This window comes from Kitasatospora sp. NPDC048545 (assembly GCF_040651155.1).
GTDB lineage: Bacteria > Actinomycetota > Actinomycetes > Streptomycetales > Streptomycetaceae > Kitasatospora.
Genome location: NZ_JBEZIQ010000049.1, coordinates 25,685 through 50,679, shown reverse-complemented (window position 1 = coordinate 50,679; position 24,995 = coordinate 25,685). Strand labels below are relative to the sequence as shown.

Genomic DNA, 24,995 nt, shown 5'->3' with positions numbered 1-24,995 from the left:
GACGTGACGGAACAGCACAACCACCTGCTCGCCGTACTGGGCGCGGGCGTGATGGGCACGGGCATCACCGCCCTCGCCCTCGGCCACGGCGTTCCCGTCGTGCTGGTCGACACCGACGAGGAGATCCTGGCCCGCGCGGCCCAGGACGTGCGCCGACAGATCCGGCAGGGCCAGCTCCTCGGCAAGCTGCCGCGGGACATCCGCCACCCCGAGCTGCGGACCGTCACCGACCTCGACGCGATCGCACCCGCCACGGCCGTCGTGGAGGCCGTCGTCGAACTGCCCGCGGTCAAGGCGGACGTCCTCGCCAGGGCCTCGGCGCTGGTGAAGCCCGGCACCCCGGTGATCACCAACACCTCCGGCATCCCCGTCGACGAGCTCGCCGGGCACTGCGCCCGCCCGGAGGACGCCGTCGGCGCCCACTTCATGAACCCGCCGTACCTGATCCGCACCGTCGAGGTGATCCGCGGCCCCCGCAGCACCGACGACGCCCTCGGCCGCACCCTCGCGCTGCTCGCCGACCTCGACCGGGAGTCGATCGTGGTCGGCGACGGCCCCGGCTTCGTCATCAACCGGGTCCTCCAGCGGATGCTCAACGAGTCCGCGCGGATCGTGCAGGAGGGCATCGCCGGCCCCGAGGAGGTGGACGCGCTGTTCCGCGGCTGCCTCGGCCACACCACCGGCCCGCTGGCCACGGCCGACCTGATCGGCCTGGACAACGTGGCGGACAGCCTGCGGGTCCTGCACGAGCGCACCGGTGACGCCGGCTACGAACCCTGCCGGCTCCTGCTCGACAAGGTTGCCGCCGGCGACCACGGGCGCAAGACCGGCCGCGGCTTCTTCGACTACGGGTCCTGACCCGCATGCGCACCGACCCCGTGCAGGCCCCCACTCCCACCACACCACCGACCGAGAGGGACCCGATCGCCGTGTCCGCCACCTCCTCCCCCCAGCAGAACACCACCGAGATCGAGACCGGGCTGCTCGCCTTCCTGGAGAGCCGGGTCAAGGTGCCCGTGGACCCCGAGACCGACCTCTTCGCCTCCGGCGCCGTCACCTCCCTGTTCTCGCTGGAACTGGTCGTCCACGTGGAGACCGCGTACGGCGTGGCCGTCGGCGGAGCGGACCTGACGCTCGACAACTTCCGCACCGTCCGCGCGATGACCGCCCTGGTGGGGCGGCTGCGCGCGGACACGACGGGCGGCACCGATGCGTGAGTCCGCCCGGCAGGCGGCCGCCCTGGTGGCGGAGCTGACCGAGGGCCGCGCCGAGGAGTGGGACCGCACCGGGGAGATACCCCGGGAGGTGATCCGCGACCTGGGCACCAAAGGCATCCTGTGCGCCGACGTGCCCGAGGCGTTCGGCGGCCTCGGACTGAGCAGCCTCGACCTGGGCGAGCTGATCGCCGCGACCGGCGAGGCCTGCAGCTCGCTGCGCAGCGTCATGACCTCCCAGGGCATCGCCGCCTGGACCGTCACCCGCTTCGGGACGCCCGCCCAGCAGCAGGAACTCCTGCCTCGGCTGACCTCGGGCGAGAGCGCCGCCGTCGCGTTCAGCGAACCGGGCGCCGGCAGCGACCTGGCCGCCGTGACCACCGAGATCACCCGGGACGGCGACACGGTCGTCCTGAACGGCGAGAAGGCCTGGGTGACGGGCGCGGCCTACGCCTCCCTGATCGTCGTCCTCGGCCGGTACGGGGACGGTGCCGCGCTCGTCGTGGTGCCCGCGGACGCGCCCGGCGTGAGCATCGAGCGGGTCCCCGACCCGCTCGGCTGCCGGGCTGCCGGGCACTCCACGGTGCGTCTGGACGGGGTCCGGCTGCCCGCGGGCCTCCTGCTGGGCGGCGCCGGGATGCCGGCCACCTTCCTGGTGACGTCCCCGCTCACCCACGGCCGGATCTCCGTGGCCTGGGGCTGCGTCGGCATGCTGCGGGCCTGTCTGCGGGCCGTCGTGCGGCACAGCGCGCAGCGGCACGCCTTCGGCGGTCCGATCGCCGGGCACCAGCTGGTGCGCGGTCACATCGCCGACCTGCACACCGCGGAGCGGACCGCGACCCTGGCCTGCGAGCGGGCCAGCGGCGACTGGGACGCCCGGCAGCCGCGGCACGCCGCCTCGGCGGTCCTGGCCAAGCAGGTGGCCGCGGGGGCCGCCGCGCGGGGCGCGGCCTCGGCGGTCCAGGTGCTCGCCTCCGCGGGCGCCGACAACTCGCACGTGGTGGCCCGGGCCTACCGCGACGCGAAGCTCATGGAAGTCATCGAGGGAAGCAACGAGATCAGTCGTCTGCTGCTGGCGGACGAGGCAATGGCGGTGTGGGCATGACGGAGCACGACCAGCGGGACGACATCGGCATCGGAGCCATCCACTGCCTGCTGCCCGAGGACCGGACCGCGGTGGCCGACCTGCCCGAACTGGGGCTGCTCGGCCACGAGGAGAAGGCGTTCGCCCTCGGTTCGGGCATCGAGACGGTGGGTGTCCACGAGGACCGGGCCACGGCCGGGCTCGCCGCCGAGGCGGTGCGCGGCCTCGGCCTCGCACCGGGGGCCGCCCCGGACCTCCTGCTGCTCGTCAGCCCCCGCTCCCCGGACGTCCTGCTCGGCTCGGACGTCGGCCAGGTGCAGCTGGAGTCCGGCCTGACCGGCGCGTTCTCCTTCACCGTCGACGGCCTGGGCTGCACCGGGTCCAGCGCGGCCTGGGCCCTGGCCCGGGACCTGATCGCCGCCGACCCGCGCCGCGACAGCGCCGTCATCGCGCACGCCAGCCGTCCCACCGGCGCGGACCGGGTGCGCTACCCCGTCACCGTGATCGGGGACGGGGCGTACGCCATGACGGTGGTGCGCGGCGGGCGTCCGGTGCTCAAGGCGCACCGGATGGAGAGCGACGGGAGCTTCCACGACCTCTTCCGCGTCGACTACAAGTCCGCCCCCTGGTACGAGTGGCGGGAGGAATGCCGGTCCGCGGACCGCTACCGGTTCGAACTCGCCCTGCACAGCCGCCAGCGGCTGTCCCGCCTGGTCGACGAGGTCCTCGCGGACGCCGGCGTCGCCAAGGGCGACATCGCCGCCACCCTGATGCAGAACGTCACCGCCGGGGCCTTCGACTTCTACGAGAGCCTGCTCGGCCTGCCGATCCACCAGGTGTGCCGGCGCCACCTGGCCGCGTACGGCCACCTGGGCGCCATGGACGTCGTGCTCAACCTCCAGCGGCTCCTCGACGAGGGCGGGCTGCGGCGCGGCGACCACGTGCTCGTCCTGAACAACAGCCCGGTCGCCGCCTGGGCCGCCACCCTCTGGGAGATCTGACGATGTCTGACACCGCCGCGGGGCCGGTTCCCGCCGCCGCCCCGACCCCCGCCGCCACCCCGGCCCCGGCCGCCGCCACCCCGGCCCAGAGCCAGGCCCCGGTCAAGTGCCTGGTCTGGGACCTGGACAACACGCTGTGGCGCGGCACCCTCCTGGAGGACGAGGAGGTCGAGGTGTCCGAGGAGATCCGGCGCACCGTCCTGGAGCTGGACTCCCGGGGCATCCTCCAGTCGGTCGCCAGCCGCAACTACCACGACCACGCCTGGGCGCGGCTGGAGAAGCTGGGCCTGGCCGAGTACTTCCTGGTCCCGCAGATCGGCTGGGGCCGCAAGTCCGACAGCGTCCGCGCCATCGCCGCCGAGCTCAAGTTCGCCGAGTCCGCCATCGCGTTCATCGACGACCAGCCCGTCGAGCGGGCCGAGGTCGAGCACGAGCTGCCCGCGGTGCGCACCTACGAGGCCGAGCGGGCGACCGGACTCACCGGGCTGCCCGAGTTCACGCCGGCCCACGTCACCGAGGACGCGGCCAACCGGCGCTCGATGTACCAGGCCGGCGTGCGGCGCGAACGCGCCGAGGCCGAGCACAGCGGGTCCGGCGACGAGTTCCTGTGCTCCCTGGACCTGCGCCTGGTCGTCGAGCACGCCGGGCCCGACCAGCTGGCGCGCGTCGAGGAACTCACCCTGCGCACCAGCCAGATGAACGCGACGGGCGTGCACTACTCGCACGAGGACCTGACCGCCCTGCTCGCCGATCCCGACCACGACGTGCTGGTGGCCGGCCTGACCGACCGCTTCGGCAGCCACGGGGCGGTGGGCGTGCTGCTGCTCCAGCGCCTGCCCGGCCGCTGGCACCTGAAGCTGCTCGCCACCTCCTGCCGGGTGGTGTCCTTCGGTACCGGTGCCACCGTGCTGCGCTGGCTGATGAACCAGGCGCACGCCGCCGGCGTGCACCTGACGGCCGACTTCCGGCGCACCGACCGCAACCGGATCATGGAGGTCGCCTACCGCTTCGCCGGATTCGGCCAGGACCCGTGCGAGGACTGCGGCCCCGCCGCCGGGGAGGGCCCCGACATCCAGCGGCTGCACCTGGTGCCCGCCGCCCAGGAGGTCTCCACGAGCATGCGGGTCACCGCCCCCACCCTCGGCACCGGCCGCCTGGCCTCCGTCCACGAGGTCTACGGCCACCGGGTGGAGTGCTCGTACGACAGCGCCGCCCGCGGCGTGGTCCGGGACTTCTTCGGCCCGGAGTCGGCCGCGCCCGACGCGCCCGCGGCCGGCCACGTGCGCACCGTGCGACTGGCCTTCGACGTGCAGGACGGCCCGGCGGTCGCCGCGGTCAACCCGCCGCACAACCTGGAGGTGATGACCGGGGACCCGATCGTCATCGACACCGCCTCCTCCCGCTGCGTCCTCGACCCCGCGGCGCTGTCCGGCACCGTCACCCTCGCCCGTGCCGACCTCGACGACTCGCAGGTGTGGGGCCGCTGGATCCTGGAGCGGCTCTTCCTCTACCTGGTCTGTCGCCACCCGCGCAGCTACCCGCTGCACGCCGGCGCCGTCGAGGTCGCCGGGCGCACCGCCGTGCTGACGGCCGCGGCCGGCGTGGGCAAGTCGACCTTCACCTACTGGGCCCTGCACCGGGGCGCCCGCCTGGTCGGCGAGGACATCCTGGCCCGGAACATGGACGAGCCCGAGGGCGTCCTGTGGGGCTACCCGCGCGCCCTGTACCTCTCCCCGGACATGATCGCCCGCAGCGAGGTCCTCCGGGAGGCGTCGGCCACCTCCATCGAGGGCGGCGCCAAGAGCCGGGTCACCGTGCCGCCGGCCCTGGAGGAGCGGCTGACCACCCGCGCCCGCCCCGACGCCCTGGTCTTCCTGGTCCGCGGTGAGAGCGGCGGGCTGCGCGGACTCGACGTCGAGCAGGCCCTGGAGCGCTGCCGCGAGGACTACGCCACCGCGAAGGACGCGCAGCAGTGCGCCGCCGTCGAGGAGGACCTGCGCGGCCTGCTGGCCGGCCTGCCGCTGTGGGAGTTCGAGGTGTCCGCCGACCTCGACGAGAGCTACGACCGGCTGCACGCCGCCCTCGCCGCGCTGCCCGCCACCGGGTGACCGGCGCCGAGCCGAGCCCCGTCCCGCCGTTCCCGCGAGTCCGATAGGAAGCCAGTGCACGACCTGAAGCACGCGGTGTCCCTCTACGAGGTGTACGCCGCCCGGGCCGCCGAGCGGCCCGACGCCGTCGCGATCACCGACGGCTCCGTCCACGTCAGCTACGGCGAACTGGAGCAGGCCGCCCGGGAGTTCCGCTCGGGCCTGGCCCGAGCGGGGGTCGGCCCCGGGGAACTGGTCGGGATCAGCCTGGAGCGGGGCTGGGAGGTGGTCGCCGCGATCCTCGCGGTCCTCGGCCACGGCTGCGGCTACGTGCCGCTGGACCCGGCCTACCCCGCCGACCGGCTCGCGTTCATGGCGCGCAACACCGGGGCCCGGGTCGCCATCGCGGCGCAGGACGGCCCGGCGCTGCCGGACGGCGTCGTCCGGGTGTGGCGCGAGGACGCGCCGGCGGCGCAGCCGGCCCCCCGGGCCCGGCCGGCCGACGTACCGGTCTACGTCATCCACACCTCGGGATCGACCGGCACCCCCAAGGGCGTGGCTGTCGACGAGCAGGCCGTCCTCGAACTCTTCCGCTCTTGCGCGGACGGCCCCTTCGTCTTCGGCCCCGAGGACGTCTGGAGCCTGTACTTCAGCTACAGCTTCGACTTCTCGGTGTGGGAGATCTGGGGCGCGCTGCTGTTCGGCGGCCGCATCGCCCTCGTCCCCGCCGACACGGCCAAGCGCCCCGCCGCCCTGCTCGACTTCCTCGCCGAGCAGCGGGTGACGGTGCTCAGCACGGTGCCGAGCTTCTTCAAGTACCTGCCCAAGGCCTACCAGCGGCGCCCCGTCGACCTGGCGCTGCGCTACGTGGTCTTCGGCGGCGAGGCCCTCGACCGGATCTCGGTCCGCTCCTGGATGACCCTGCGCCCCGGCTCGGAGACCCTGGTCAACATGTACGGGATCACCGAGACCACCGTGCACACGACCTTCGGCGCGCTCACCCCCGAGCGGGTCGCCTCCGACAGCGGCGGCACCTGGATCGGCCGTCCGCTGGCCCACCACACGATGGTGCTCCTCGACGAGCACGGCGCCCCGGTGCCCGACGGCGAGCCCGGCGAGGCGTACATCGCCGGCCCGGGCCTGGCGCACGGCTACGTCAACCGGCCCGACCTCACCGCGGAGCGGTTCCCCGAGCTGCGGCTGGCCGGCGACACGGCGCACCGCCGCTGGTACCGCACCGGCGACCTGGCCCGGAAGCTGTCCGACGGCACCTACGAGTACCTGGGCCGCAACGACCGGCAGATCAACCTGCGGGGGTTCCGCATCGAGCTCGGCGAGATCGAGGCGGCCCTGCGCGCGGTGCCCTGGGTCGCGGACGCCGTGGCCGTGACGGAGGAGGCGGCCGGCGGGGAGAGCGTCCTCGCCGCGTACACCACGCTCGGCCCCGGGACGGAGGCGACCGACGGCACCGCCGCCCTGCTGCGGCAGGCCTGCGTCGAGCGGCTGCCCGCGCACATGGTGCCCAACCGGATCACCGTCGTCTCCGAGATGCCGCTCGCCCCGTCCGGGAAGCTGGACCGGGCCCGGCTGTCCACCGACACGCGGCTGCGGGTGATGTCGCGGTGAGCACCGAGATCGAACGCAAGTTCAAGGTCGCCGAGGACTGGCGGGTGCCCCCGCAGGCCACCGCCGAGCGCCTGCGGCAGGCCTACCTGACCCCCTCCGGCGTCCCGGTGGAGTTCCGGGTCCGCGCGGGGGAGGGCACCCGGCTGATGACGGCGAAGACCTTCGACCCGGCCTCCGGCGCCATGGTCCGCCAGGAGGTCGAGTTCCCCGTCGCCGACGAGGTCTTCGACCAGCTGTGGGACCTGGCCGGCGGGGAGTGCCTGAGCAAGGTCCGCTGGAGCGTCCCGCTCGACGGCCACCTCGCGACGGTCGACGAGTACGACGGCGCCCTGACCGGACTGCGGGTGGTCGAAGTGGAGTTCGCCGACATCGAGGCGGCCCGGGCCTTCGTGCCGCCGCACTGGTTCGGCGAGGAGATCACCGGCAGCCCCGCCTGGAGCAACCGGGAACTGGCGGCACGGGCCCGCACGGGGCAGCACACCGAGGGAGAGAACCGATGAACCGGCACGTCACGTTCGAACGCCTGCACAACTTCCGCGACCTGGGCGGCTACCGCTCCGCCGACGGCCGCACCGTGCCCTGGCGCACCCTCTACCGCTCCGACAACCTCGGCAAACTGCGCGGCGACGACTGGCGGACCTTCCTGGACCTCGGCATCCGCACCGTCATCGACCTGCGCTACCCCTGGGAGATCGAGACCAAGGGCCAGGTGCCCGAACCCGAGCGCTTCCACTACGTCAACCTCAGCATCGAGCACCGCCCGTACGACCAGGCCGAGATCGACCCGGCGCTCGACCCCTGGCGCTACCTCGCCGACCGCTTCGCCGAGGTCGCCGACGACGGTGTCGAGGAGATCCGCCAGGTCCTGGAACAGATCGCCCACGCCCCCGGCCCGGTCGTCTTCCACTGCACCTCCGGCAAGGACCGCACCGGCCTCATCGGCGCCCTCCTGCTCACCGTCCTCGACGTGCCCCGCGAGACCGTCCTCGCCGACTTCGCCCTCACCGAGGCCGCCACCGCGCGCCTGATCGAGGACTGGAAGAGCGCCAACCCGGACCGCGAACTCAAGTGGCCCGGCTACGGCCGCGCCCCCGCCGTGATCATGGACCTCACCCTCACCGACCTGGAAACCCGGTACGGCTCGGTCCAGGTCTACCTCAAGGACCGCGTCGGCCTCGCCGACGACACCGTCGACGCCCTGCGCGCCCGGCTGCTCACGGACGAGGACCACTGACGCATGCCCGGCACCAACCTCACCGCCGACGAGGCCGCACGGCGCTCCCGCGCCCTGACGGTCGACACCTACGACATCACCCTCGACCTGTCGGCCGCCGCCCGGGACGACACCTTCACCTCCGTCACCGAGATCCACTTCGACTGCGCCGACACCCACGCCCCGCTTTTCCTCGACCTGCGGGCACCCCGGCTGGACGAAGTGCTCCTCAACGGGCGACCCCTCGAACCCGACCGGGTCTTCCGCGACTCCCGGATCGAACTGCCCGACCCCGCCCCCGGGCGCAACCACGTCAAGGTCACCGCGCGCTGCGCCTACACCACCACCGGCGAAGGCCTGCACCGCTTCACCGACCCGCTCGACGGCCACACCTACCTGTACAGCCAGTTCGAAGTCGCCGACGCCCAGCGGGTGTTCGCCTGCTTCGACCAGCCCGACCTGAAGGCCGGGTTCGCCTTCACCGTCACCGCCCCGCAGCACTGGACGGTCATCTCCAACACCCCGCCCGCCACGGACGACCCCGGCCCCGTCCCGGACTGCCGGACCTGGACCTTCGGGCGCACCCCGCGGCTGTCCACCTATGTGGTCTCCCTCGCCGCCGGCCCCTTCCACGCCGTGCACAGCGAGCACCGCACGGCCGACCGCACCCTGCCGCTCGGCCTGTACTGCCGCCGCAGCCTCGCCGAACACCTCGACGCCGACGACATGTTCGCCGTCACCCGGCAGGGCCTGGACTGGTTCCCGGAGCGCTTCGGACACCCGTACCCGTTCGAGAAGTACGACCAGATCTTCGTCCCCGGCTTCAACGCCGGAGCCATGGAGAACGCCGCGGCCGTCACCTTCAGCGAGAAGTACGTCTTCCGCTCCCGCGCCACCGGGGCCGCCCACCGCAAGCGCGCCGCGACCGTCCTGCACGAACTCAGCCACATGTGGTTCGGCGACCTCGTCACCATGGCCTGGTGGGACGACCTGTGGCTCAACGAGTCGTTCGCCACCTACTGCTCGTTCGCCTGCCAGGCCCTGGCGCCCGACTCGCGCTGGACCGACTCCTGGACCACCTTCGCCAACCACCAGAAGGCCAAGGCCTACCGCCAGGACCAACTGCCCTCCACCCACCCCGTGGTCGCCCCCATCCGCGACCTGGAGGACGTGCTCGTCAACTTCGACGGCATCACCTACGCCAAGGGCGCCTCCGTCCTCAAACAGCTCGCCGCCCACGTCGGCACCGACGCCTTCTTCGCCGGCGTGCGCAGCTACATCGCCGAGCACGCCCACGGCAACACCCGGCTGCCCGACCTCCTCGGAGCCCTGGAACGCAGCTCCGGCCGGGACCTCGGCAGCTGGGCGAAACTGTGGCTGGAGACCGCCGGCGCCAACGTGCTGCGCCCCGAGATCGACACCGACGCCCACGGCCGCATCACCGGCTTCCGGGTCCGCCAACAGGCCCCGGCCCTCCCGCCCGGCGCCGCCGGGGAAGCCGTCCTGCGCCCGCACCGCATCGCCATCGGCCTCTACCACCCGGACACGGACGGCACCCTGCGCCGCGTCCACCGCGTCGAGACCGACATCCCCGCGCAGGAACTCACCGACATCCCCGAACTCGTCGGCCACCCCCGGCCCGACCTGGTCCTGCTCAACGACGACGACCTGACCTACGCCAAGGTCCGCTTCGACGACCTCTCCACGCGCACCCTCACCGCACGCCTCGGCGACCTCGCCGACCCCCTGCCCCGCGCACTGTGCTGGGCCGCCGCCTGGGACATGACCCGCGACGGCGAACTGCCCGCCCACGCCTACCTCGACCTGGTCCTCGCCGCCTCCGGCGCCGAAACCGACATCGGCGTGGTCGAATCCCTGCACCGCCAGGCCGCCTACGCCCTGCACCACTACACCGACCCGGGCGCCCGCGCCGCACTCACCGCCCGCTGGAGCCAGTCCGCCCTGGACCGGCTGCGCACCGCCGAACCGGGCAGCGACCACCAACTGGCCTGGCTGCGCGCCTTCATCGCGTCCGCCCGCACCGAGGCTCACCTCGACCTGGTCGCCGGCGTCCTGGACGGCACCGCCCCCGGACCCGGCCTCACCCCGGACACCGAACTGCGCTGGTCCGCCGTCGTCCGCCTCGCCGCGGCCGGCCGCCTCGACGACACCGGGATCGCCGCGCAGGAGCGGACCGACCCCACCCCGGCCGGCGCCGCCCACGCGGCCACCGCCCGGGCCGCCCGCCCCCGCACCGAGGCCAAGGCCGAGGCGTGGGCGGCCGTCGTCGAACGCGGCGACCTGGACAACCAGCTGCAGAGGGCCGTCATCGCCGGATTCGCCGAAACCACCGAACCCGCCCTGCTGGCCCCCTACACCGAGCGCTACTTCCGGGCGATCGCCGGCATCTGGGACGGCCGCAGCCACGAGATGGCCAAGCAGATCGTCCTCGGACTCTTCCCCCCGCTCGGCGAGCCGACCACGGCCGAGGCCGCCGGCCACTGGCTGGAGAGCCACCCCGACGCCCCGCCCGCGCTGCGCCGCCTCGTGCGCGAGCAGCACGACGACGCCCGCCGCGCCCTGCGGGCCCAAGCCGTCGACGCCACCCACGCCCCCGGGCCGCACGCCACCCCCTGACACCTCCCGACGCCGCACCCGGCGCGGATTGGACACCACACATGCACCACGCCCCGTACGAGTTCTACGGCTACCGGGTGGCCTGCACCGCCCCCGAGGACGCCCGGGCCGTCGTCACCCGGCTGTTCGGCGCCCCGCTGGCCGCGGACACCGCCCCGTGGCCCGGCGCGCCCACCGTCGCCCTCACCGTCGAGGTGACCGAGACCGCCCCCGCACCCACCGCGGCACCGCCCTACTTCCCGCCGCACTGGGACACCGACGACCGGGTCGTCATCGACACCGGCGGGTCCACCGCGACCATCGAACCCGCCCGGCGCGCCATCCACCTCACCCTGTCCCGCGCCGACCTGGACGACCCGATCGTGTGGGGCCGCTGGCTCGTCGAGAAGGCCTTCCTCGTCCTCACCCTGCGCTCCGACCACCACTACGGGCTGCACGCCGGAGCCCTGTCCGTAGGCGGCCGCTCCGCGCTGGTGACCGCGGACAGCGGCGTGGGCAAGTCCACGTTCACCGCCTGGGGGCTGCTGAGCGGCGCCCACTTCGCCGGCGAGGACGCGATGATGCGTCACGTCGACGACCCCGAGGGCCGCTTCTGGGGCTACCCCCGCGTCGCCTACCTCGACCCGGAACTCGTCCGCAGCCGGCCCGAACTGACCGGCGCCCGCACCGCCCCGGTCCCCGCCCGGGACAAGCACCGGCTCGAATGGCCCGCAGCCTTCGAGGGCCGCCTGCGGCCCGCGGTCCGCCCGCAGGCCCTGCTCGTCCTGACCCGCGAACACCGGCAGACCCGGCCGGTGAGCGTCACCGACGCACTGGAGCTGTGCCGCAGCGACTTCGCCGCCGGCAAGCACGACCCCGCCGTCCTCGCCCGGGTCGAGGACGACCTGACACGACAGCTCCACGGCATGGCCGTCCTGGAGTTCGGGCTCGGCCCGGACCTCGACGACAACCACGCCCGCCTCACCGCCCTCCTCGACGCCTGACCCACCCGCACCACCGCGAGCACGACCCCACCGAGAAAGCGAACCGCACCATGGGCACCGTCAACTGGTCCACACTCACCCGCATGCCGGTCAAGGCCTACCACTACGAACTGGACACCTGTTTCCGGGAAGGCCACGACGAACTCCGCACGGCCCTCGGCGACGCGACCACCGAGGTCCTGCACCGCTCGGCCCTCATGCTCGTCAAGCCCGACGGCCTGGCCACCGGCAAGCTCAAGGTCATCCGCGACTTCCTCGAAAGCCACGGATTCTCGATCATCGGCGCCGAGATGTTCCGCTTCGACCGGCACACCGGCCGCGAACTCTGGCGCCACCAGCACACCCTGGCCACCCTCGACCGCCTCGCCGTCAACGACCTCGTGCTCCAGGCCGGCCCCACCCTCCTGCTGCTCCTGCGCCGGCACGGCGACCACGCCCTCCCGGCGACCGTGCACCTCAGCTCGCTCAAGGGCAAGGCCGACATCACCCAGCAGGCCGCCGACAGCCTGCGCAGCGTGATCGGCCGCCCCAACCGGATGTGCAGCATGATCCACTGCGCCGACGAGCCGGCCGACCTGGTCCGCGAACTCAACCTCCTCGCCGACCCCGAACCCCGCAAGCGCCTGATCACCCGGCTCGCGGACGGCGCCCCCGGCACCGACGACCGGGAGACCCTCGACCACGTCCTGAACTCCGGCGAGTACGGCGCCACCGTCCTCGACCGTGACGCCGCCGTCGAGCGCATCGGCGCCGCCATCCGCGGGCGCGCCGCCGAACGCCCCGACCTCGCCCCGGCCACCACCCGGCTGCTGGAGCAGCTGGCTGCCACCGACCGCGGCGAACCGCTGCCGTGGCGGGAGTTCGCCGCCGCCCTGGCCGGCCTCGAACTCGACCTGGACGTCTGGGACGTGGCCATGCTCGGCAGCAGCCACATCCAGGAGGACGAGCCCGACGGCATCAAGGTCATCGGGAACCCGGCCCCCGGCTCCTGGCTCGCCTGACCCGGCACCCGCACCGGGCCGGTCGCCACGCGCCCGCCGAACACCGGCCGGAGCGGGCCGACCGGCCCACCCCGCACCACCCGGAAAGGCCCCATGGCAACCGACCTCCGCCCCCCGCGACCCCGGTCCGCGCCCGTCGACACCACCACCGCTGCTGCTGCTGCCGCCACCGCCACCGCGCAGTGGTGGACACCGCTGCGCCCCTCCCCGGCCCCCGCCGCCCGGCTGCTGGTCCTCCCGCACTCGGGCGCCGGCCCCAGCCGCTACCGGCGGATCGTCGGCGACCTCCCCGCGCACGTCGAGATCCTCGGGCTGACCCTGCCGGGCCGCGAACGCCGGTACGGCGAACCACCCGGCGCGACCCTCGACGACGTCCTGGACAGCCTGCCGGACTCCCCGCACCCGGACCTGCCGACCCTCGTGTTCGGCCACAGCCTCGGCGCCACCGTCGGCCTGCACGTCGCCCGCGCCCTCGGCGACCGGTGCACCGGCCTCATCGCCTCCGGAAGCATCCCCGGCGGCCGGGACGGCCGGCTCACCGATGACGCCGACGACGCGACCATCCTGCGCCTGCTCGACCTCGGCGGCGACATGCCCCCCGCACTCGCCGGCGACACCCCGTGGCGTGCGGCCCTGCTGCGCACCCTGCGGGCGGACCTGCGTCTGGGCACCGAAGCCTCCGACCGTTCCCCGGACCTGCGCATCGAGGCCCCGATCACGGTCCTCTGCGGCCGCGACGACCGCCTGGTCGACCCGGACGACCTCACCTCGTGGTGCGCCCACTCCGCCGCCCCCGGCTCCCTGCACCTCCTGCCCGGAGGCCACTTCGCCGTCTTCGACGAGGCCAACCTGGCCGCCGTCACCCGGACCGTGGCCGCCGCACTGCCGAAGGCCCCGTGACCCGCCCGGCGGTGGGGTCAGCAGACGGCTGCGGGTTTCGCCGACGGCGGTGGGGTCAGCAGACGGCTGCGAGCGAGTCGACGAGGATGCCGAGCCCTTCCCTCGCCTCGTCCTCGGTCAGGGTGAGCGGGGGAGCCATCCGCAGGGCGTGGCCGTGGAGGCCGCCCTTGCCGATGAGCAGGCCCCGCTGCTTCGCGTGTTCCAGCACCCGGGCGGCCAGCGACGGGCTCGGCGCCCCGGTACCGGGGTCGACCAGGTCGACGGCGAACATCAGGCCCTTGCCCCGGACGTCCCGTGCGACCGGGAGCCGTTCCGCCGCGGACCGCAGGCCGTCGATCAGCAGCCGGCCGAGCCGGTCGGCGTTGGCCTGGAGGTCGTGGGCGAGCAGGTAGTCGAGGGTGGCCTTGGCGGCCGCCGTCGCGATCGGGTTGCCACCGAACGTGGAGATGCCGTTGGCCGGAAGTGCGTCCATCAGCGCGCCGTCCGCGACGACACCGCCGATCGCGAAGCCGTTCCCCAGGCCCTTCGCGAAGGTCATGACGTGGGGCGTCACACCGTGCGCCCGGATGCCCCAGAAGTGCTCTCCGGTACGGCCCCAGCCCGTCTGCACCTCGTCCGAGACCAGCAGGATCCCGTACCGGTCCAGGACCTCCCGGTACCGCGCGAGGAGCCCGTCCGGCGGTGCGGTGAAGCCCCCGACGCCCTGGACGGGCTCCACGATCAGGCAGGCGACGTCGGTGGCGGTGGCCGTGTCGAGGACCTGCTGCAGATCGTCCGTGCAGAAGGCCAGGAAGTCCTCGTCCGACAGGTGCGGGAAGCGCACGCGGTCGGCGCCGTGCAGGTAGTGCACGTTGACGGGCGAGAGCGAGGAGTTCTTCCAGCTCCGGTTGCCGGTGACGGCCGTGGCCGCGTACGAGCGTCCGTGGTAGCTGTTGCGCAGCGCGAGCACCTGGTCGGACCGGCGGGCGTTGGTGGCGAGCAGCAGCGCCGTCTCGTTGGCCTCGGTGCCGGAGTTGGTGAAGAAGACCTTGGCGTTCGCGATGCCCGACACCTCCGCGATCCGCTCGGCCAACTCCACCTGGGTGCGGAGGAGGTACAGCGTCGAGGTGTGCGCGATCCCGGTGCGCAGCTGCCGTTCGACGGCCTGCCTCACCTCGGGCACGTCGTACCCGAGCATGTTGGTGAGGATGCCGCCGAAGAAGTCGAGGTAGCTGCGTCCGGCGGAGTCGGTGACGCGGCGCCCCTGGCCGCTCACGATCTCGATCGGCTCGTCGTAGTAGAGCGACATCCACCTCGGCATGACCGCGCGGTGGCGGTCGAGCAGGTTCGACAAGCGAGGCTCACTCTCCTTGCGACAGCACCGACTTGGCGTCGGTCGGGCAGCCGGGACGCGACGCGTGGACGGCTTCCAGGCAAGCTACCCGACCTCCGGTCCGCAGTCCGGTCAATCGGGGACGACACGGGCGCCGCGATTGCGCCACCGCGATCCGCCGCCGCGATCCGCCGCCGCGCCTCCTCGTTGCGCCGGCCTGCCGCACCCCCCCCGCGCCGGGTACGGCTCAGGGCCTGGCGTCCGCGGCGCGGTCGGGGTCGGCGGCGGCCTGGGCGAGGTTGTGCTCCAGGCGTTCCAGGGTGTGCCGGGCGTCGGTGCGTTCGTCGGCGCTCAGATCGGCGGCGACGAGGTCCTCCAGCTGGGTCCAGACCCGTTCGACCTCGTGGCGCAGGGCCTGGCTGGCGGGGGTGGGTTCGACCAGGGACGCGCGCCGGTCGGTGGGGTCGGGGCGGCGGCGGACGAAGCCGGCCTGTTCGAGGCGCTGGACGGTGCGGGTCATGGTGGCCGCGTCGGAGTCGAGCAGCCGTACGAGGTCGCTCTGGCGCTGGGCGCCGAGTTCCCACAGCTGCATCATGACGAGCTCCTGGCCCGGGTGGAGGCCGAGGGGGCGCAGGAGCTGTCCGGCGTGCATGCGGTGCAGGCGGGCCAGGCGGAAGATCGCGTGGCTGACCGGTCCGCCCCCGGCCGCGGCGGGCAGCGGGACGGTGGCGTCCCGTCCTTCGGGGGTCGGTCCACCTGCCGGTGTGGGCTGTGTCATTGCTTCCTCACTCACTGCTTGAACAGGAGAACTCTACTCTCCGATGCGCCTCCCCGCGGTTCGTCCTGGCTTGGTTCGGCATATCAGCAGCTCATGGCATGTGGCCTGGGTCACATCGTTCTCCGGGAAGGGATTCCCGGGGTTTACTTGTTCGAGCAGGTAACCACCCCGGGTGCGGGTCCGGAAGACCCGGGCCGCACAGCACCCCTTCTCCCGAGGGAATGACCATGACCACTGCATTCGATCCCATCGTCCTGGCCGGCAAGCACCTGGCGAACCGCATCGCGATGGCGCCGATGACCCGCAGCCGGGCCTTCGGCCCCGGCGCCGAACCCACCGAGCTGATGGCGACCTACTACGCGCAGCGCGCCGGCGCCGGACTGATCGTGACCGAGGGCATCCAGCCCTCCGCCGTCGGCCAGGGCTACCCCGACACCCCCGGCCTGCACACGCCCGGTCAGGTCGCCGCGTGGCGGACGGTGACCGACGCCGTGCACCGCGAGGGCGGCGTGGTCTTCGCGCAGCTGATGCACACCGGCCGGATCGGCCACCCCAGCCTGCTGCCCGACGGCCTGGTGCCGGTCGGCCCGTCGGCGGTCGCCGCGAAGGGCCAGGTCTACACCGCCGAGGGGCCGAAGGACTTCGTGACGCCCAAGGAGCTGAGCGAGGCGGAGATCCGCCGGACGGTCGACGACTTCGCCGCCGCGGCCCGCGCCGCCGTCGAGGCCGGGTTCGACGGCGTGGAGATCCACGGCGCCAACGGCTACCTGGTCCACCAGTTCCTGTCCACCAACGCCAACCGGCGCACCGACGACTGGGGCGGCGACGTCGAGGGCCGGATCCGCTTCGCCGTCGAGGTGGTCACCGCCGTGGCCGAGGCGATCGGCCCCGACCGCGTGGGCCTGCGGATCTCCCCGGCGAACCCGTACAACGACATCGCCGAGGACGACCACCGCGACACCTACCGCGCCCTGGTGGCCGCCCTGGAGCCGGTCGGCCTCGCCTACCTGCACGTGCTGGAGGGCCCGGACCGCGAACTGACCCTGGAACTGCGCGAGCGCTTCACCGGCACCCTCGTCCTCAACCCGTTCACCCACCCCGAGGCCACCGGCCCGGACGCGCTGGCCCTGGTCGAGGAGGGGACCGCGGACATCATCGCCTTCGGGGCGCTCTTCCTCGCCAACCCCGACCTGCCGGCCCGCCTGGCCGCCGGCGGCCCGTTCAACACCCCCGACACGGCCACCTTCTACGGCGGCGACCACCGCGGCTACACCGACTACCCCACCCTGACTGCCTGACCGCCCCGGCTGCCCGACCGGCGGAGCCACCGGCGTGGCCGCGCGGCCGGACACCGTCCGTGCGGTCCCCTGGTCCTACCGGCTCCGCCCGTCCCGCTTGTTCCGCCCGTCCCGGTCCATCCCCCCCTTCGTCTCCACCTGTCGTTCCACCCGTCACCACCTGGGAGTTCACGATGTCCACTGCAATCACCTTCTCCGAGTACGGCGGGCCCGAGGTCCTGCGGCTGTCACAGGTCGCCGTGCCCGAGCCCGGCCCGGGCCAGGTCCGGATCAAGGTCAAGGCCGCTTCCGTGAATCCGCTCGACCTGAAGGTCCGCTCCGGCCTGATGGCCGAGACGTTCCCCGTGGACTTCCCGGTGATCCCGGGCCTGGACGCGTCCGGTGTCGTCGATGCGGTCGGCGAGGGCGTGGCCGCGGTGGTGGGGGATGAGGTCCTCGGCGCCGCCGTGGGCGGCGGCTACGCCGAGTACGCCGTGCTGGAGCGGCCGGTGGCCAAGCCCGAGGGAATGTCCTGGGAGGTGGCCGCCGCGCTGGTCACCGTCGGCCGGACGGCGCACCGGGTGCTGGGGCAGCTCGGGGCTCAGGCGGGCCGGACGCTGCTGATCCACGGCGCTGCCGGCGGCGTGGGCGTCATCGCGGTGCAGCTGGCCGTCGCCCGCGGCATCACGGTGGTCGGCACGGTCGGCGAGTCGGACATCGAGCGCGTCACCGCGCTCGGAGCGACCGCGGTCCGCTACGGCGACGGCTGGGTCGAGCGGGTGAAGGCCGCCGCTCCCGGCGGTGTGGACCTGGTCCTCGACGCGTCGGGCGCGGGCGTGCTCGCCGATTCCGTGGCGCTGACCGGGGACCCGGGCGCGGTCATCACCATCGCCGACACGTCCGCCCGCCGGCACGGCGTGCGCTTCAGCGCCGGCGCCGCCGATCAGAGCGCGGACTCCCTCCCGGAGCTGGTGCGACTGGCCGCGGCCGGCGGGCTCACCCTGCCGATCGGCCGCACCTACCCGCTCGACCGGGCCGCCACCGCGCACGCGGACCTGGAAGCCCACCGCACCCGCGGCAAGGTGGTCCTCCTGCCCTGACCCCGCGGTCATGGGAGGGAACGCGGACGGGGTCCGGCACCTGCAGAGGTGCCGGACCCCGTCCGACTGTGGAGCGCCAGGCCCGGACCGCACGGACTCTTCCTACTGAAAGTAGGACGTGCTCTGGTAGCACCGCTGACGCCTGACGAGGAATCATCCTCCCTCGCGACAAGAGGAATACCAGCAGCTCACGGACCGTGCACCGACCGCGCCGAGAGGTGCCTCCGGCGAGCGCTCCACCCCGGCCTCGGCGATGCTCGTGACTGTCAGGCCACCGCCCCCCTGCGGCCCAGGGTTCGCACGACCACGGCGACATGACCGGGTGCGTGGGGGAGAAACCCCAGTTTTCTGGGGTACCGGGAGCCCGGGCGGCGTCGAAGACTGTGGCTATGGACACCATCGAGAAGACCCGAACCGCAGACAACCGAGAGATCGTGCGTGCTTTCATCGACGCACTGTTCACCGAGGGCGACCTCGCGGCGGTCGACGAGTACCTCGCCGAGGACTTCCTCGACCACGACCCGCCGGTCGACTCCGACACCAGCCGTGAGGGCATGCGCAGGGCCGCCGCCCTGTTCCGCAGTGCCTTCCCGGACTGGCACTCCACGCCCGACTTCCTCGTCGCCGAGAACGACATTGTCGTGGAACACTTCAGCGCCACCGGCACCCAGCTCGGCGAGATCTTCGGCGCGCCGGCCACCGGCCGCACTGTCACGCTCCGGGGGATCAACATCTTCCGGCTCCGGGAGGGCCGCATCGTCGAACGCTGGGGTCGGCTCGACGAGCTGGGACTGCTGCGCCAGCTCGGGCTCGTCCAGGGCCCGGAGTAGTCGGGAGTAGAGTCGTGTTCGTGGCAGGTGCGGCCGTGGAACGCCGACTCGCCGACATCGAACGACGGTGCCAAGGCGGGCTGGACACCGCCGCGCTGGGCACGGAGATCCTCGGCCGTCTGCGCCGGGTGGTACCGGCGGAGGCCGCCTTCTCCGCGACCGTCGATCCGGTGACCCTGCTGTTCACCTCGGCGACCGCCGAGGAGCCGCTGGGCCCCGCGACGGCGCTCTTCCTCGACAACGAGTTCGGGCGCGCGGACGTCAACAAGTTCGCCGGCCTCGCCCGGGCGGCGGATCCGGTCGGCTCGTTGGACCGGGCCACCGAAGGCAACCGGAGGGACAGCGCCCGCTACCGGGAGATCATGGCCCCCCTCGGGCTCGGCGACGAACTGCGCGCCGCGCTGGTCACCGGACACCGCTGCTGGGGCGTGCTGTGCCTGCACCGGGAGGACTCCTCCCCGGGCTTCACCGGCGAGGAGATCGCCCTCGTCCGGCGCATCGCACCGGCGCTGGCGACCGGCCTGCGCACGGCGGTGACCGCAGCACCGCCCCCGGAGGCCACCGCCGGCCCGGACGGGGTGGGCCTCATCCTGCTCGACTCCGCGCTCAGGACCGTGTCCATGAGCCCCGAGGCCGAGCAGTGGCTGACCGACTTCCCCGACGGCGACCGGCAGGACGCCGGCCTGCTCCCGGTCAGCGTGCTCGCGGCCGCCGCCGGACCGGTGCCCTCGACCGTCCGCGTCCGCGGGCGCTCGGGCCGGTGGCTCGCCCTGCACACCAGCCGCCTGGGCCGGCAGATCGGCGTGGTGGTGGAACCGGCCCGACCGGCGGAACTCGGAGCGGTCCTGCTCAGCGCCCACGGACTCACCGACGCCCAGACCCGCGTCGCAGCCCTGGTCATCCGGGGGCACTCCACCCGCCAGCTGGTCGACGAGCTCCACATCTCCGCCAATACCGTGCAGGAACACCTGACCGCCGTCTTCGACAAGTTCGGTGTCCGGAGCCGCCGCGAACTCGTCGCCGTCGTGCTGGCCGACCTGTCAGGGGCCGCGTAGGAAGGGGCGCCGACCGGCCCGGTCGAACTCCCGACCCGGGGCGACCCGGGGCGACCCGACACGCGACCCGACACGCGACCCGACACGCGACCCGACTCGCGGCGCGACTCGTGACCCGACTCGCGCCGCGATTCCGGCATGGGTGGAATCGCGGCGCCGCTTGCTTCCGGTGCCGGCCGGTGCTCGGGCAGGGTGAGGACCCGACCGTCCTCCCCGATCCGAAGGACCTCCATGATCTTCATCACCGTGAAGTTCCCCGTCCGCCCCGAGCGCGCCGCGCAGTGGCCGGACATCGTCCGCGACTTCACCGAGGCCACCCGCGCCGAACCGGGCAACCTGTTCTTCGACTGGTCCCGCAGCATGGACGACCCGAACGAGTACGTCCTGGTGGAGGGGTTCCGCGACGGCGAGGCCGGCCGGGCCCACGTCGAGTCGGCGCACTTCCGGCAGGCGATGGAGACGCTGTCCGGCGCGGTCGCGGCCAAGCCGAAGATCATCAGCATCGACCTCCCGGAGCGTGACGGCTGGGACCTGATGGGGGAGATCTCGCCCCACGAGTCCTGAGCCCGAGCCCCGGGCGTGACCCCGCCGCCTGACCCCGCCGCCTGACCCCGCCGCCCGGGTCCCGGCCCCCGGGACGCTCGTACCCGGGGGCCGGTCGGTCGCCCCGGTCCGCCCACCGGCACACTGGACGGGTCACGGAAGACCAGCAGGAGGAGCGTTCGCCATGGCGGGCCAGACCGGGCCGCGCGCCGCCGACCGCACCCTGGAGGTGCTGGAACTCGTCGCGCAGGCCGACGGCCCGGTCCCGGCCAAGGCCCTGGCCCGTACGCTCGGCTGCGCCCTGTCGACGGTCTACACCCTCCTGGCCCCGCTCACCGAGCGCGGCTACCTGGTGCGCACCGACGGCGGCTACACCCTCGGATACCGGATCTCGGCCCTCCACCGGGCGTTCCAGCAGCAGATGGGCCTCGCCGACGGCATCGACGGCGTGCTCGCGCGCATGCGGCACTCCACCCACGCCTCCGCGAACTACGTGGCCTACCAGGGCGACGGTCTGGTGATCGCGGACGTGCGGACCGCAGCCGCCGAGGGCGCCGAGCCGGTCGACCTGACCGTCGGCGTCGACCCCCGCTCGCACGCCTACGCGCACGGCAAGATCGCCCTGGCCGCCGCCGGGCCGGCCGCGCGCCGCCGCTACCTCGAACAGCCGGGGCTGCACCGGTTCACCCCGCACACCATCGCCTCCGCCGAACGGCTCGACCGGGAGCTGCGGCGGATCCGCCGGATCGGCGTCGCCCTGGACGTCGAGGAGGCCCGGCCGGGGCTGGCCTGTCTGGCCGCCCCCGTGCTCGGGGCGAACGGTGCCGTGATCGGGAGCGTGTCGCTGTCCGTCCGGCCCGAGGACCTGCGGGCCCGCCGGCACCAGCTGATCGCCGCCGTCAAGCAGGCCGCCCGGGAGGCCTCGCCGCTCGCCCTGCCCTGACGACGGCCGTCCGGGTGGCCACCCGCCCCCCGCGGCCGCGGCAGTCGGGGGGTGGGCCGGCACCACGTCGGTTAGCGTCTGCCGTGGGGGACCGGACGGCGGTCGGAGGTCGGCGGCATGGCAACAGCGGCACCTGCGCGGCTGGTGGGCGCGTGGCGGCGGGCAGCGGACCGGCACCTGACGCCGACGAAGCGGTCACTGGTGGTCATGTGGGCCGCGTTCGGCACCACCTTCGCCACGGTGCGGTTCATCACGCACGGGATCAAGGGCGGCTGGCTGCCGTGGGGCGACGTCTCGGCAGGCGGTAAGCACCTGCACCACTACAACCTCGGCATCGCGGCACTGGCCGGCGTCGGCCTGGTGGCCGTCCGCGGTGACGAGCAGGCGGTCGGCCACCCGGCGGTGGCGGCCGTCTACGGGGCGGGCGCGGCCCTGATCACCGACGAGTTCGCGCTGCTGCTGGACCTGCAGGACGTCTACTGGGCCGAGCAGGGCCGGGTGAGCGTCGACGTGTCGTTCGGCGTGCTCGCCGCGCTCGGCGGCTACCTGTCAGCCGCACCGTTCTGGCACGAGGTCGTCCGGGTCACCCACCGTCAGTTGACGGCGGGGTGAGGGATCCCGCCCTCCGGCCGTCGGTGACCGCCTCGGCGACCGCCTCGGGGAACACCAACACCTCGGGGAACGCCTCGGGGAACGGCCGTTCCGGTAACCGCCGTCCGGAGAACGACCGTTCCCTGGAACCGTCGTTCTCCGTCCCCGGGGCACGCGGGCCTCGTCAGCGGTGCGGCACGGGCCCGCCCGCGGAGCGCAGCTTGGACTCGGTGAGTGCGGTCAGCCGGGCCGCGACCGGTGCCCGGTCCCCGCGGTGGCCGTTGATCAGCTCGTACTGGGCCGAGGCCTTGGCCCAGGCCCGCAGGCTGGCTGGGTCCCCGAGCAGCGCGGGGTTGGCGAGGTAGTGCTCGGCCATGGAGGTCGCGAGTTCCTCGATCCGCGGGTCGTCCGGCTCCCAGCTCTCGGCCTCCCAGCCGCGCTTGGTCAGCTCGATGTGCGCGGGGTCGTCCAGCCCGTGTTCGAGCTGGGACAGGAAGCCGTCGAAGCCCTCCGGCACCAGCGCCCGGGCCAGGACCAGGGCCTCGCGTTGCGCGGCCACGTAGTCGGGGCCGAAGCCGAGGTCGGCCATCCGGGCCAGGACCGCGCAGGCCCGGTCGGGCAGCAGGGCCCGGTCGCCGTCGGCGAGCCGGCGCAGCGTGTCGCGGCGGGCGACGAGTTCGTCGATGCGCGCGGTGAGCTGCCGTTCGACGTCGGCGAGTTCGGCGCCGAACCGCTCGGCGTCGGAGTCGAGCACGGGCCCGATCCCGGCCAGCGGGACGCCTGCGGTGGCCAGCGTCCGCACCTGCACCAGCTGCAGCAACTCGCCGGAGCCGTAACGCCGGTAGCCGGAGCCGTCCCGGTCCGGCTCCGCGACCAGGCCGAGCTTGTGGTAGTGCCGCACCGTCTTCACCGTGACGCCGACGAACGCGGCCGCCTGCCCGATCGTCACCCCGTTCCCCGCTGCGTTCCTCATCGGCCCAGCTTGCCGCAGAACACCGCGTCGACGAAACGCTGTTGGGCGGCCTGGAACGCTGGGGCTATCGACAGGTCGGCGTCGTCCACCCAGGTCAGCCCGGCGGTCAGGGTCGTGCTGCCGTCGGGGGCGCCGTACATCAGCGCCGCCGAGCCCATGGTGGCGCCGTTGTGGTGGAAGACGGTGCCGGCCCCGGTGTCCTGCGCGAACACCCCCAGGCCGTAGCCGACGGTCGCCTCCGGGGTGCGCATCTCGGCCAGCAGCTCGGCCGGCAGGAGCCTGCCGCCCATCAGCGCGGAGAAGTAGGTGTGCAGGTCCCGGGTGGTCGAGATCATGTCCCCGCCGGCGCCGACCCAGGTCGGGTTCTGCCGGGTGACGTCGACCGTCCGCTCCCGCCCGGCGTCCTCGTAGCGGTAGTAGCCGTGGTTGTGCGGCTCCGGGACCTCCGGCGAGGCGCCCGGCGCACGGGTGCCGGTCATGCCCAGCGGTCCCAGGACCAGCCGCTGCACCTCCTCGGCGAACGGACGGCCGGTGACCCGCTCGACCACCAGCCGGGCCAGCACGTAGTTGGTGTTCGCGTAGCTCCAGCCCGTCCCCGGCGCGAACCGGGCCGGCCTGGACAGCGACAACCTCACCAGCTCCTCGGGCAGGTAGGTCCTGAACCGGTTGTCCACCCACTCCTTGCCCTGCCAGGGAACGCCGAACACGACCGTCCCGTCCTCGTAGAGCTCGCCGGTGTGGTTGAAGATCCCGCTGGTGTGCTGCAGCAGCATCCGCACCGTGATCCGCCGGTCGAGCCCGAACTCGGGCAGGTAGCCGGCGGCCGGGACGTCCAGGCCGATCCGGCCCTCGGCCACCAGCAGCAGCACCGAGGTGGCGACGAAGCTCTTGGTGCTGCTGCCGATCCGGAAGTGTCCGTTCGTCAGCGCCTCGGCGCTCCCGCCCAGCTCGCGGACGCCGGCACCGCCGACCCACTCGCCTCGCTTGTCGTTCACCCGGACCTGGACCCCGAGGAATCCGGACTCGATCAACTCCTCGACCGCCGCCAGCAGTTGCGGACAATTCAGGACCTGACTGGAAAGATCGGTGGACATGGCTGCTCCTTCGCCTCGGTGGTGCCCGGTTCGGCGTCCTGCCGCTGCGACGAGCCTCCACCCTGCCCCGAGGTCAACCTCAACCGTGATCCGTCTCACAGCGTCACCGCTGCGGCGCGGTCCGGCTCAGCGCCTGCGCGAAGGCTGCCGTGTGACGGGCGATGTGCGCCGCGTCGGTGAGGTACAGGGCGTCGTGCCCGGCGGTGACGTGCTCGGCGAACGCGGCGGAGCCGGCCTCGGCCTGCCCGCGCATGTGATGTACCAGGTGCTCCAGGCGGTGCCGGGCCGTGTCGGGCAGTGCCGCGCGACCACCGTCGTCCAGCCCGTAGGCGTCCGCGAGGAGCCGCAGTCTGCGGACCTGCTCCCCGACCGGGAGGGTGAAGTCCTCGTTGCCCGGATCGGTCAGCGGTACGAACCGGTAGGCGGCGTAGGCGAGGTCCCAGACACGCGGACCGGGATGGGCGGTGTCGAAGTCGATGAACGCGACCGGCCGCTCGTCGCGGAAGACGCAGTTGTAGGGGGCGACGTCGCCGTGACAGATCACCTCGGCCGGCTCACGGGCGGGAAAGTACCACCGGGTGTCCGCCGCAGGCACGAAGCCGACGGTGGCGTCGTGGTACGCGCGCAGCATCACCGCCACGGCCCGCAGCGCCGCGTCCGACCGCACGTGGTCCGGCAGCGGGTAACCGGCGACGCGACCGGGGACGAAGTCGAGGACCTCCCGGCCCTCGGCGTCGAAGCCGTGCGCTCGCG

24 protein-coding genes are annotated in these 24,995 nt (G+C 73.5%); 19 read left to right on the top strand and 5 right to left on the bottom strand.

All coding sequences use genetic code 11. The annotated features are described in order from the left end of the window. Positions 1-3: 3 nt before the first annotated feature. From AB0D10_RS34555 to AB0D10_RS34500, 12 genes are all read left to right on the top strand, one after another. Positions 4-858 carry a 3-hydroxyacyl-CoA dehydrogenase family protein gene (locus AB0D10_RS34555; RefSeq protein ID WP_360263182.1) on the top strand — a complete coding sequence of 285 codons (855 nt, stop codon included), beginning with the start codon at positions 4-6 and terminating at the stop codon, positions 856-858. A 5-nt stretch (positions 859-863) separates the two neighbouring features. Continuing rightward, entirely contained in the window at positions 864-1,217 is a 354-nt protein-coding gene (locus AB0D10_RS34550) for an acyl carrier protein (protein WP_360263179.1), read from the top strand. Beyond that, the gene (locus AB0D10_RS34545; RefSeq protein WP_360263176.1) at positions 1,210-2,319 is read left to right on the top strand and encodes an acyl-CoA dehydrogenase family protein; all 1,110 of its coding nucleotides are present in this window, start codon (positions 1,210-1,212) and stop codon (positions 2,317-2,319) included. The genes AB0D10_RS34550 and AB0D10_RS34545 overlap by 8 nt, the downstream gene beginning before the upstream one ends. Continuing rightward, positions 2,316-3,299, top strand: a complete 984-nt coding sequence (locus tag AB0D10_RS34540; RefSeq protein WP_360263174.1) for a 3-oxoacyl-[acyl-carrier-protein] synthase III C-terminal domain-containing protein — start codon at positions 2,316-2,318, stop codon at positions 3,297-3,299. Before AB0D10_RS34545 ends, AB0D10_RS34540 begins: the two co-directional genes overlap by 4 nt. A gap of 2 nt (positions 3,300-3,301) precedes the next feature. Continuing rightward, the gene (locus AB0D10_RS34535) at positions 3,302-5,407 is read left to right on the top strand and encodes an HAD-IIIC family phosphatase (RefSeq protein ID WP_360263171.1); all 2,106 of its coding nucleotides are present in this window, start codon (positions 3,302-3,304) and stop codon (positions 5,405-5,407) included. 54 nt (positions 5,408-5,461) lie between these two features. After that, positions 5,462-7,012, top strand: coding sequence for an amino acid adenylation domain-containing protein (locus AB0D10_RS34530; RefSeq protein ID WP_360263168.1), 1,551 nt, complete (start codon positions 5,462-5,464; stop codon positions 7,010-7,012). Continuing rightward, positions 7,009-7,512 (top strand): CYTH domain-containing protein, encoded by a 504-nt coding sequence (locus AB0D10_RS34525; RefSeq protein WP_360263165.1) that lies wholly within the window; start codon positions 7,009-7,011, stop codon positions 7,510-7,512. The genes AB0D10_RS34530 and AB0D10_RS34525 overlap by 4 nt, the downstream gene beginning before the upstream one ends. Then, positions 7,509-8,246, top strand: coding sequence for a tyrosine-protein phosphatase (locus tag AB0D10_RS34520; protein ID WP_360263162.1), 738 nt, complete (start codon positions 7,509-7,511; stop codon positions 8,244-8,246). The genes AB0D10_RS34525 and AB0D10_RS34520 overlap by 4 nt, the downstream gene beginning before the upstream one ends. A gap of 3 nt (positions 8,247-8,249) precedes the next feature. Further along, a complete protein-coding gene (gene pepN / locus AB0D10_RS34515; RefSeq protein ID WP_360263159.1) occupies positions 8,250-10,862 on the top strand; it encodes an aminopeptidase N in 2,613 nt (870 codons plus the stop codon). A 41-nt stretch (positions 10,863-10,903) separates the two neighbouring features. Next, the gene (locus tag AB0D10_RS34510; RefSeq protein ID WP_360263156.1) at positions 10,904-11,845 is read left to right on the top strand and encodes a hypothetical protein; all 942 of its coding nucleotides are present in this window, start codon (positions 10,904-10,906) and stop codon (positions 11,843-11,845) included. A 50-nt stretch (positions 11,846-11,895) separates the two neighbouring features. Further along, positions 11,896-12,846, top strand: coding sequence for a nucleoside-diphosphate kinase (locus AB0D10_RS34505; RefSeq protein ID WP_360263154.1), 951 nt, complete (start codon positions 11,896-11,898; stop codon positions 12,844-12,846). Positions 12,847-12,939: 93 nt separating this feature from the next. Further along, a complete protein-coding gene (locus AB0D10_RS34500; RefSeq protein WP_360263151.1) occupies positions 12,940-13,746 on the top strand; it encodes an alpha/beta fold hydrolase in 807 nt (268 codons plus the stop codon). 55 nt (positions 13,747-13,801) lie between these two features. On the opposite strand, the gene AB0D10_RS34495 is transcribed toward AB0D10_RS34500, so the two are convergent. Further along, complete coding sequence (locus AB0D10_RS34495; protein ID WP_360263231.1) at positions 13,802-15,046, bottom strand: aspartate aminotransferase family protein; 1,245 nt, start codon at positions 15,044-15,046, stop codon at positions 13,802-13,804. Positions 15,047-15,305: 259 nt separating this feature from the next. Next, positions 15,306-15,836, bottom strand: coding sequence for a MarR family winged helix-turn-helix transcriptional regulator (locus AB0D10_RS34490; protein WP_360263149.1), 531 nt, complete (start codon positions 15,834-15,836; stop codon positions 15,306-15,308). Positions 15,837-16,063: 227 nt separating this feature from the next. On the opposite strand from AB0D10_RS34490, the gene AB0D10_RS34485 reads away from it, so the two are divergent. The 7 genes from AB0D10_RS34485 (at position 16,064) to AB0D10_RS34455 (ending at position 22,196) form a co-directional block, all read left to right on the top strand. Then, positions 16,064-17,134 (top strand): alkene reductase, encoded by a 1,071-nt coding sequence (locus tag AB0D10_RS34485; RefSeq protein ID WP_360263146.1) that lies wholly within the window; start codon positions 16,064-16,066, stop codon positions 17,132-17,134. A gap of 173 nt (positions 17,135-17,307) precedes the next feature. Further along, positions 17,308-18,213 carry an NADP-dependent oxidoreductase gene (locus AB0D10_RS34480; protein WP_360263143.1) on the top strand — a complete coding sequence of 302 codons (906 nt, stop codon included), beginning with the start codon at positions 17,308-17,310 and terminating at the stop codon, positions 18,211-18,213. Between the two features lie 389 nt (positions 18,214-18,602). Next, positions 18,603-19,043: an ester cyclase gene (locus AB0D10_RS34475; RefSeq protein ID WP_360263140.1), complete on the top strand. Its 441-nt coding sequence runs from the start codon at positions 18,603-18,605 to the stop codon at positions 19,041-19,043. Between the two features lie 20 nt (positions 19,044-19,063). Beyond that, on the top strand, positions 19,064-20,098 hold the full coding sequence (locus AB0D10_RS34470; protein WP_360263138.1) for a LuxR C-terminal-related transcriptional regulator: 1,035 nt from the start codon (positions 19,064-19,066) through the stop codon (positions 20,096-20,098). Between the two features lie 231 nt (positions 20,099-20,329). Beyond that, on the top strand, positions 20,330-20,662 hold the full coding sequence (locus tag AB0D10_RS34465) for a putative quinol monooxygenase (RefSeq protein ID WP_360263135.1): 333 nt from the start codon (positions 20,330-20,332) through the stop codon (positions 20,660-20,662). A gap of 163 nt (positions 20,663-20,825) precedes the next feature. Continuing rightward, on the top strand, positions 20,826-21,584 hold the full coding sequence (locus AB0D10_RS34460; RefSeq protein ID WP_360263132.1) for an IclR family transcriptional regulator C-terminal domain-containing protein: 759 nt from the start codon (positions 20,826-20,828) through the stop codon (positions 21,582-21,584). Between the two features lie 117 nt (positions 21,585-21,701). Then, positions 21,702-22,196: a hypothetical protein gene (locus tag AB0D10_RS34455; protein ID WP_360263130.1), complete on the top strand. Its 495-nt coding sequence runs from the start codon at positions 21,702-21,704 to the stop codon at positions 22,194-22,196. A gap of 163 nt (positions 22,197-22,359) precedes the next feature. Here AB0D10_RS34455 and AB0D10_RS34450 read toward each other — a convergent pair whose 3' ends face one another. The 3 genes from AB0D10_RS34450 to AB0D10_RS34440 all read right to left on the bottom strand — a co-directional run bounded on the left by AB0D10_RS34450 (position 22,360) and on the right by AB0D10_RS34440 (position 24,909). Further along, a complete protein-coding gene (locus tag AB0D10_RS34450; RefSeq protein ID WP_360263127.1) occupies positions 22,360-23,148 on the bottom strand; it encodes a MerR family transcriptional regulator in 789 nt (262 codons plus the stop codon). After that, the gene (locus AB0D10_RS34445; RefSeq protein ID WP_360263124.1) at positions 23,145-24,242 is read right to left on the bottom strand and encodes a serine hydrolase domain-containing protein; all 1,098 of its coding nucleotides are present in this window, start codon (positions 24,240-24,242) and stop codon (positions 23,145-23,147) included. The genes AB0D10_RS34450 and AB0D10_RS34445 overlap by 4 nt, the downstream gene beginning before the upstream one ends. Positions 24,243-24,345: 103 nt before the next feature. Further along, entirely contained in the window at positions 24,346-24,909 is a 564-nt protein-coding gene (locus AB0D10_RS34440; RefSeq protein ID WP_360263121.1) for a phosphotransferase, read from the bottom strand. Positions 24,910-24,995 lie beyond the last annotated feature (86 nt).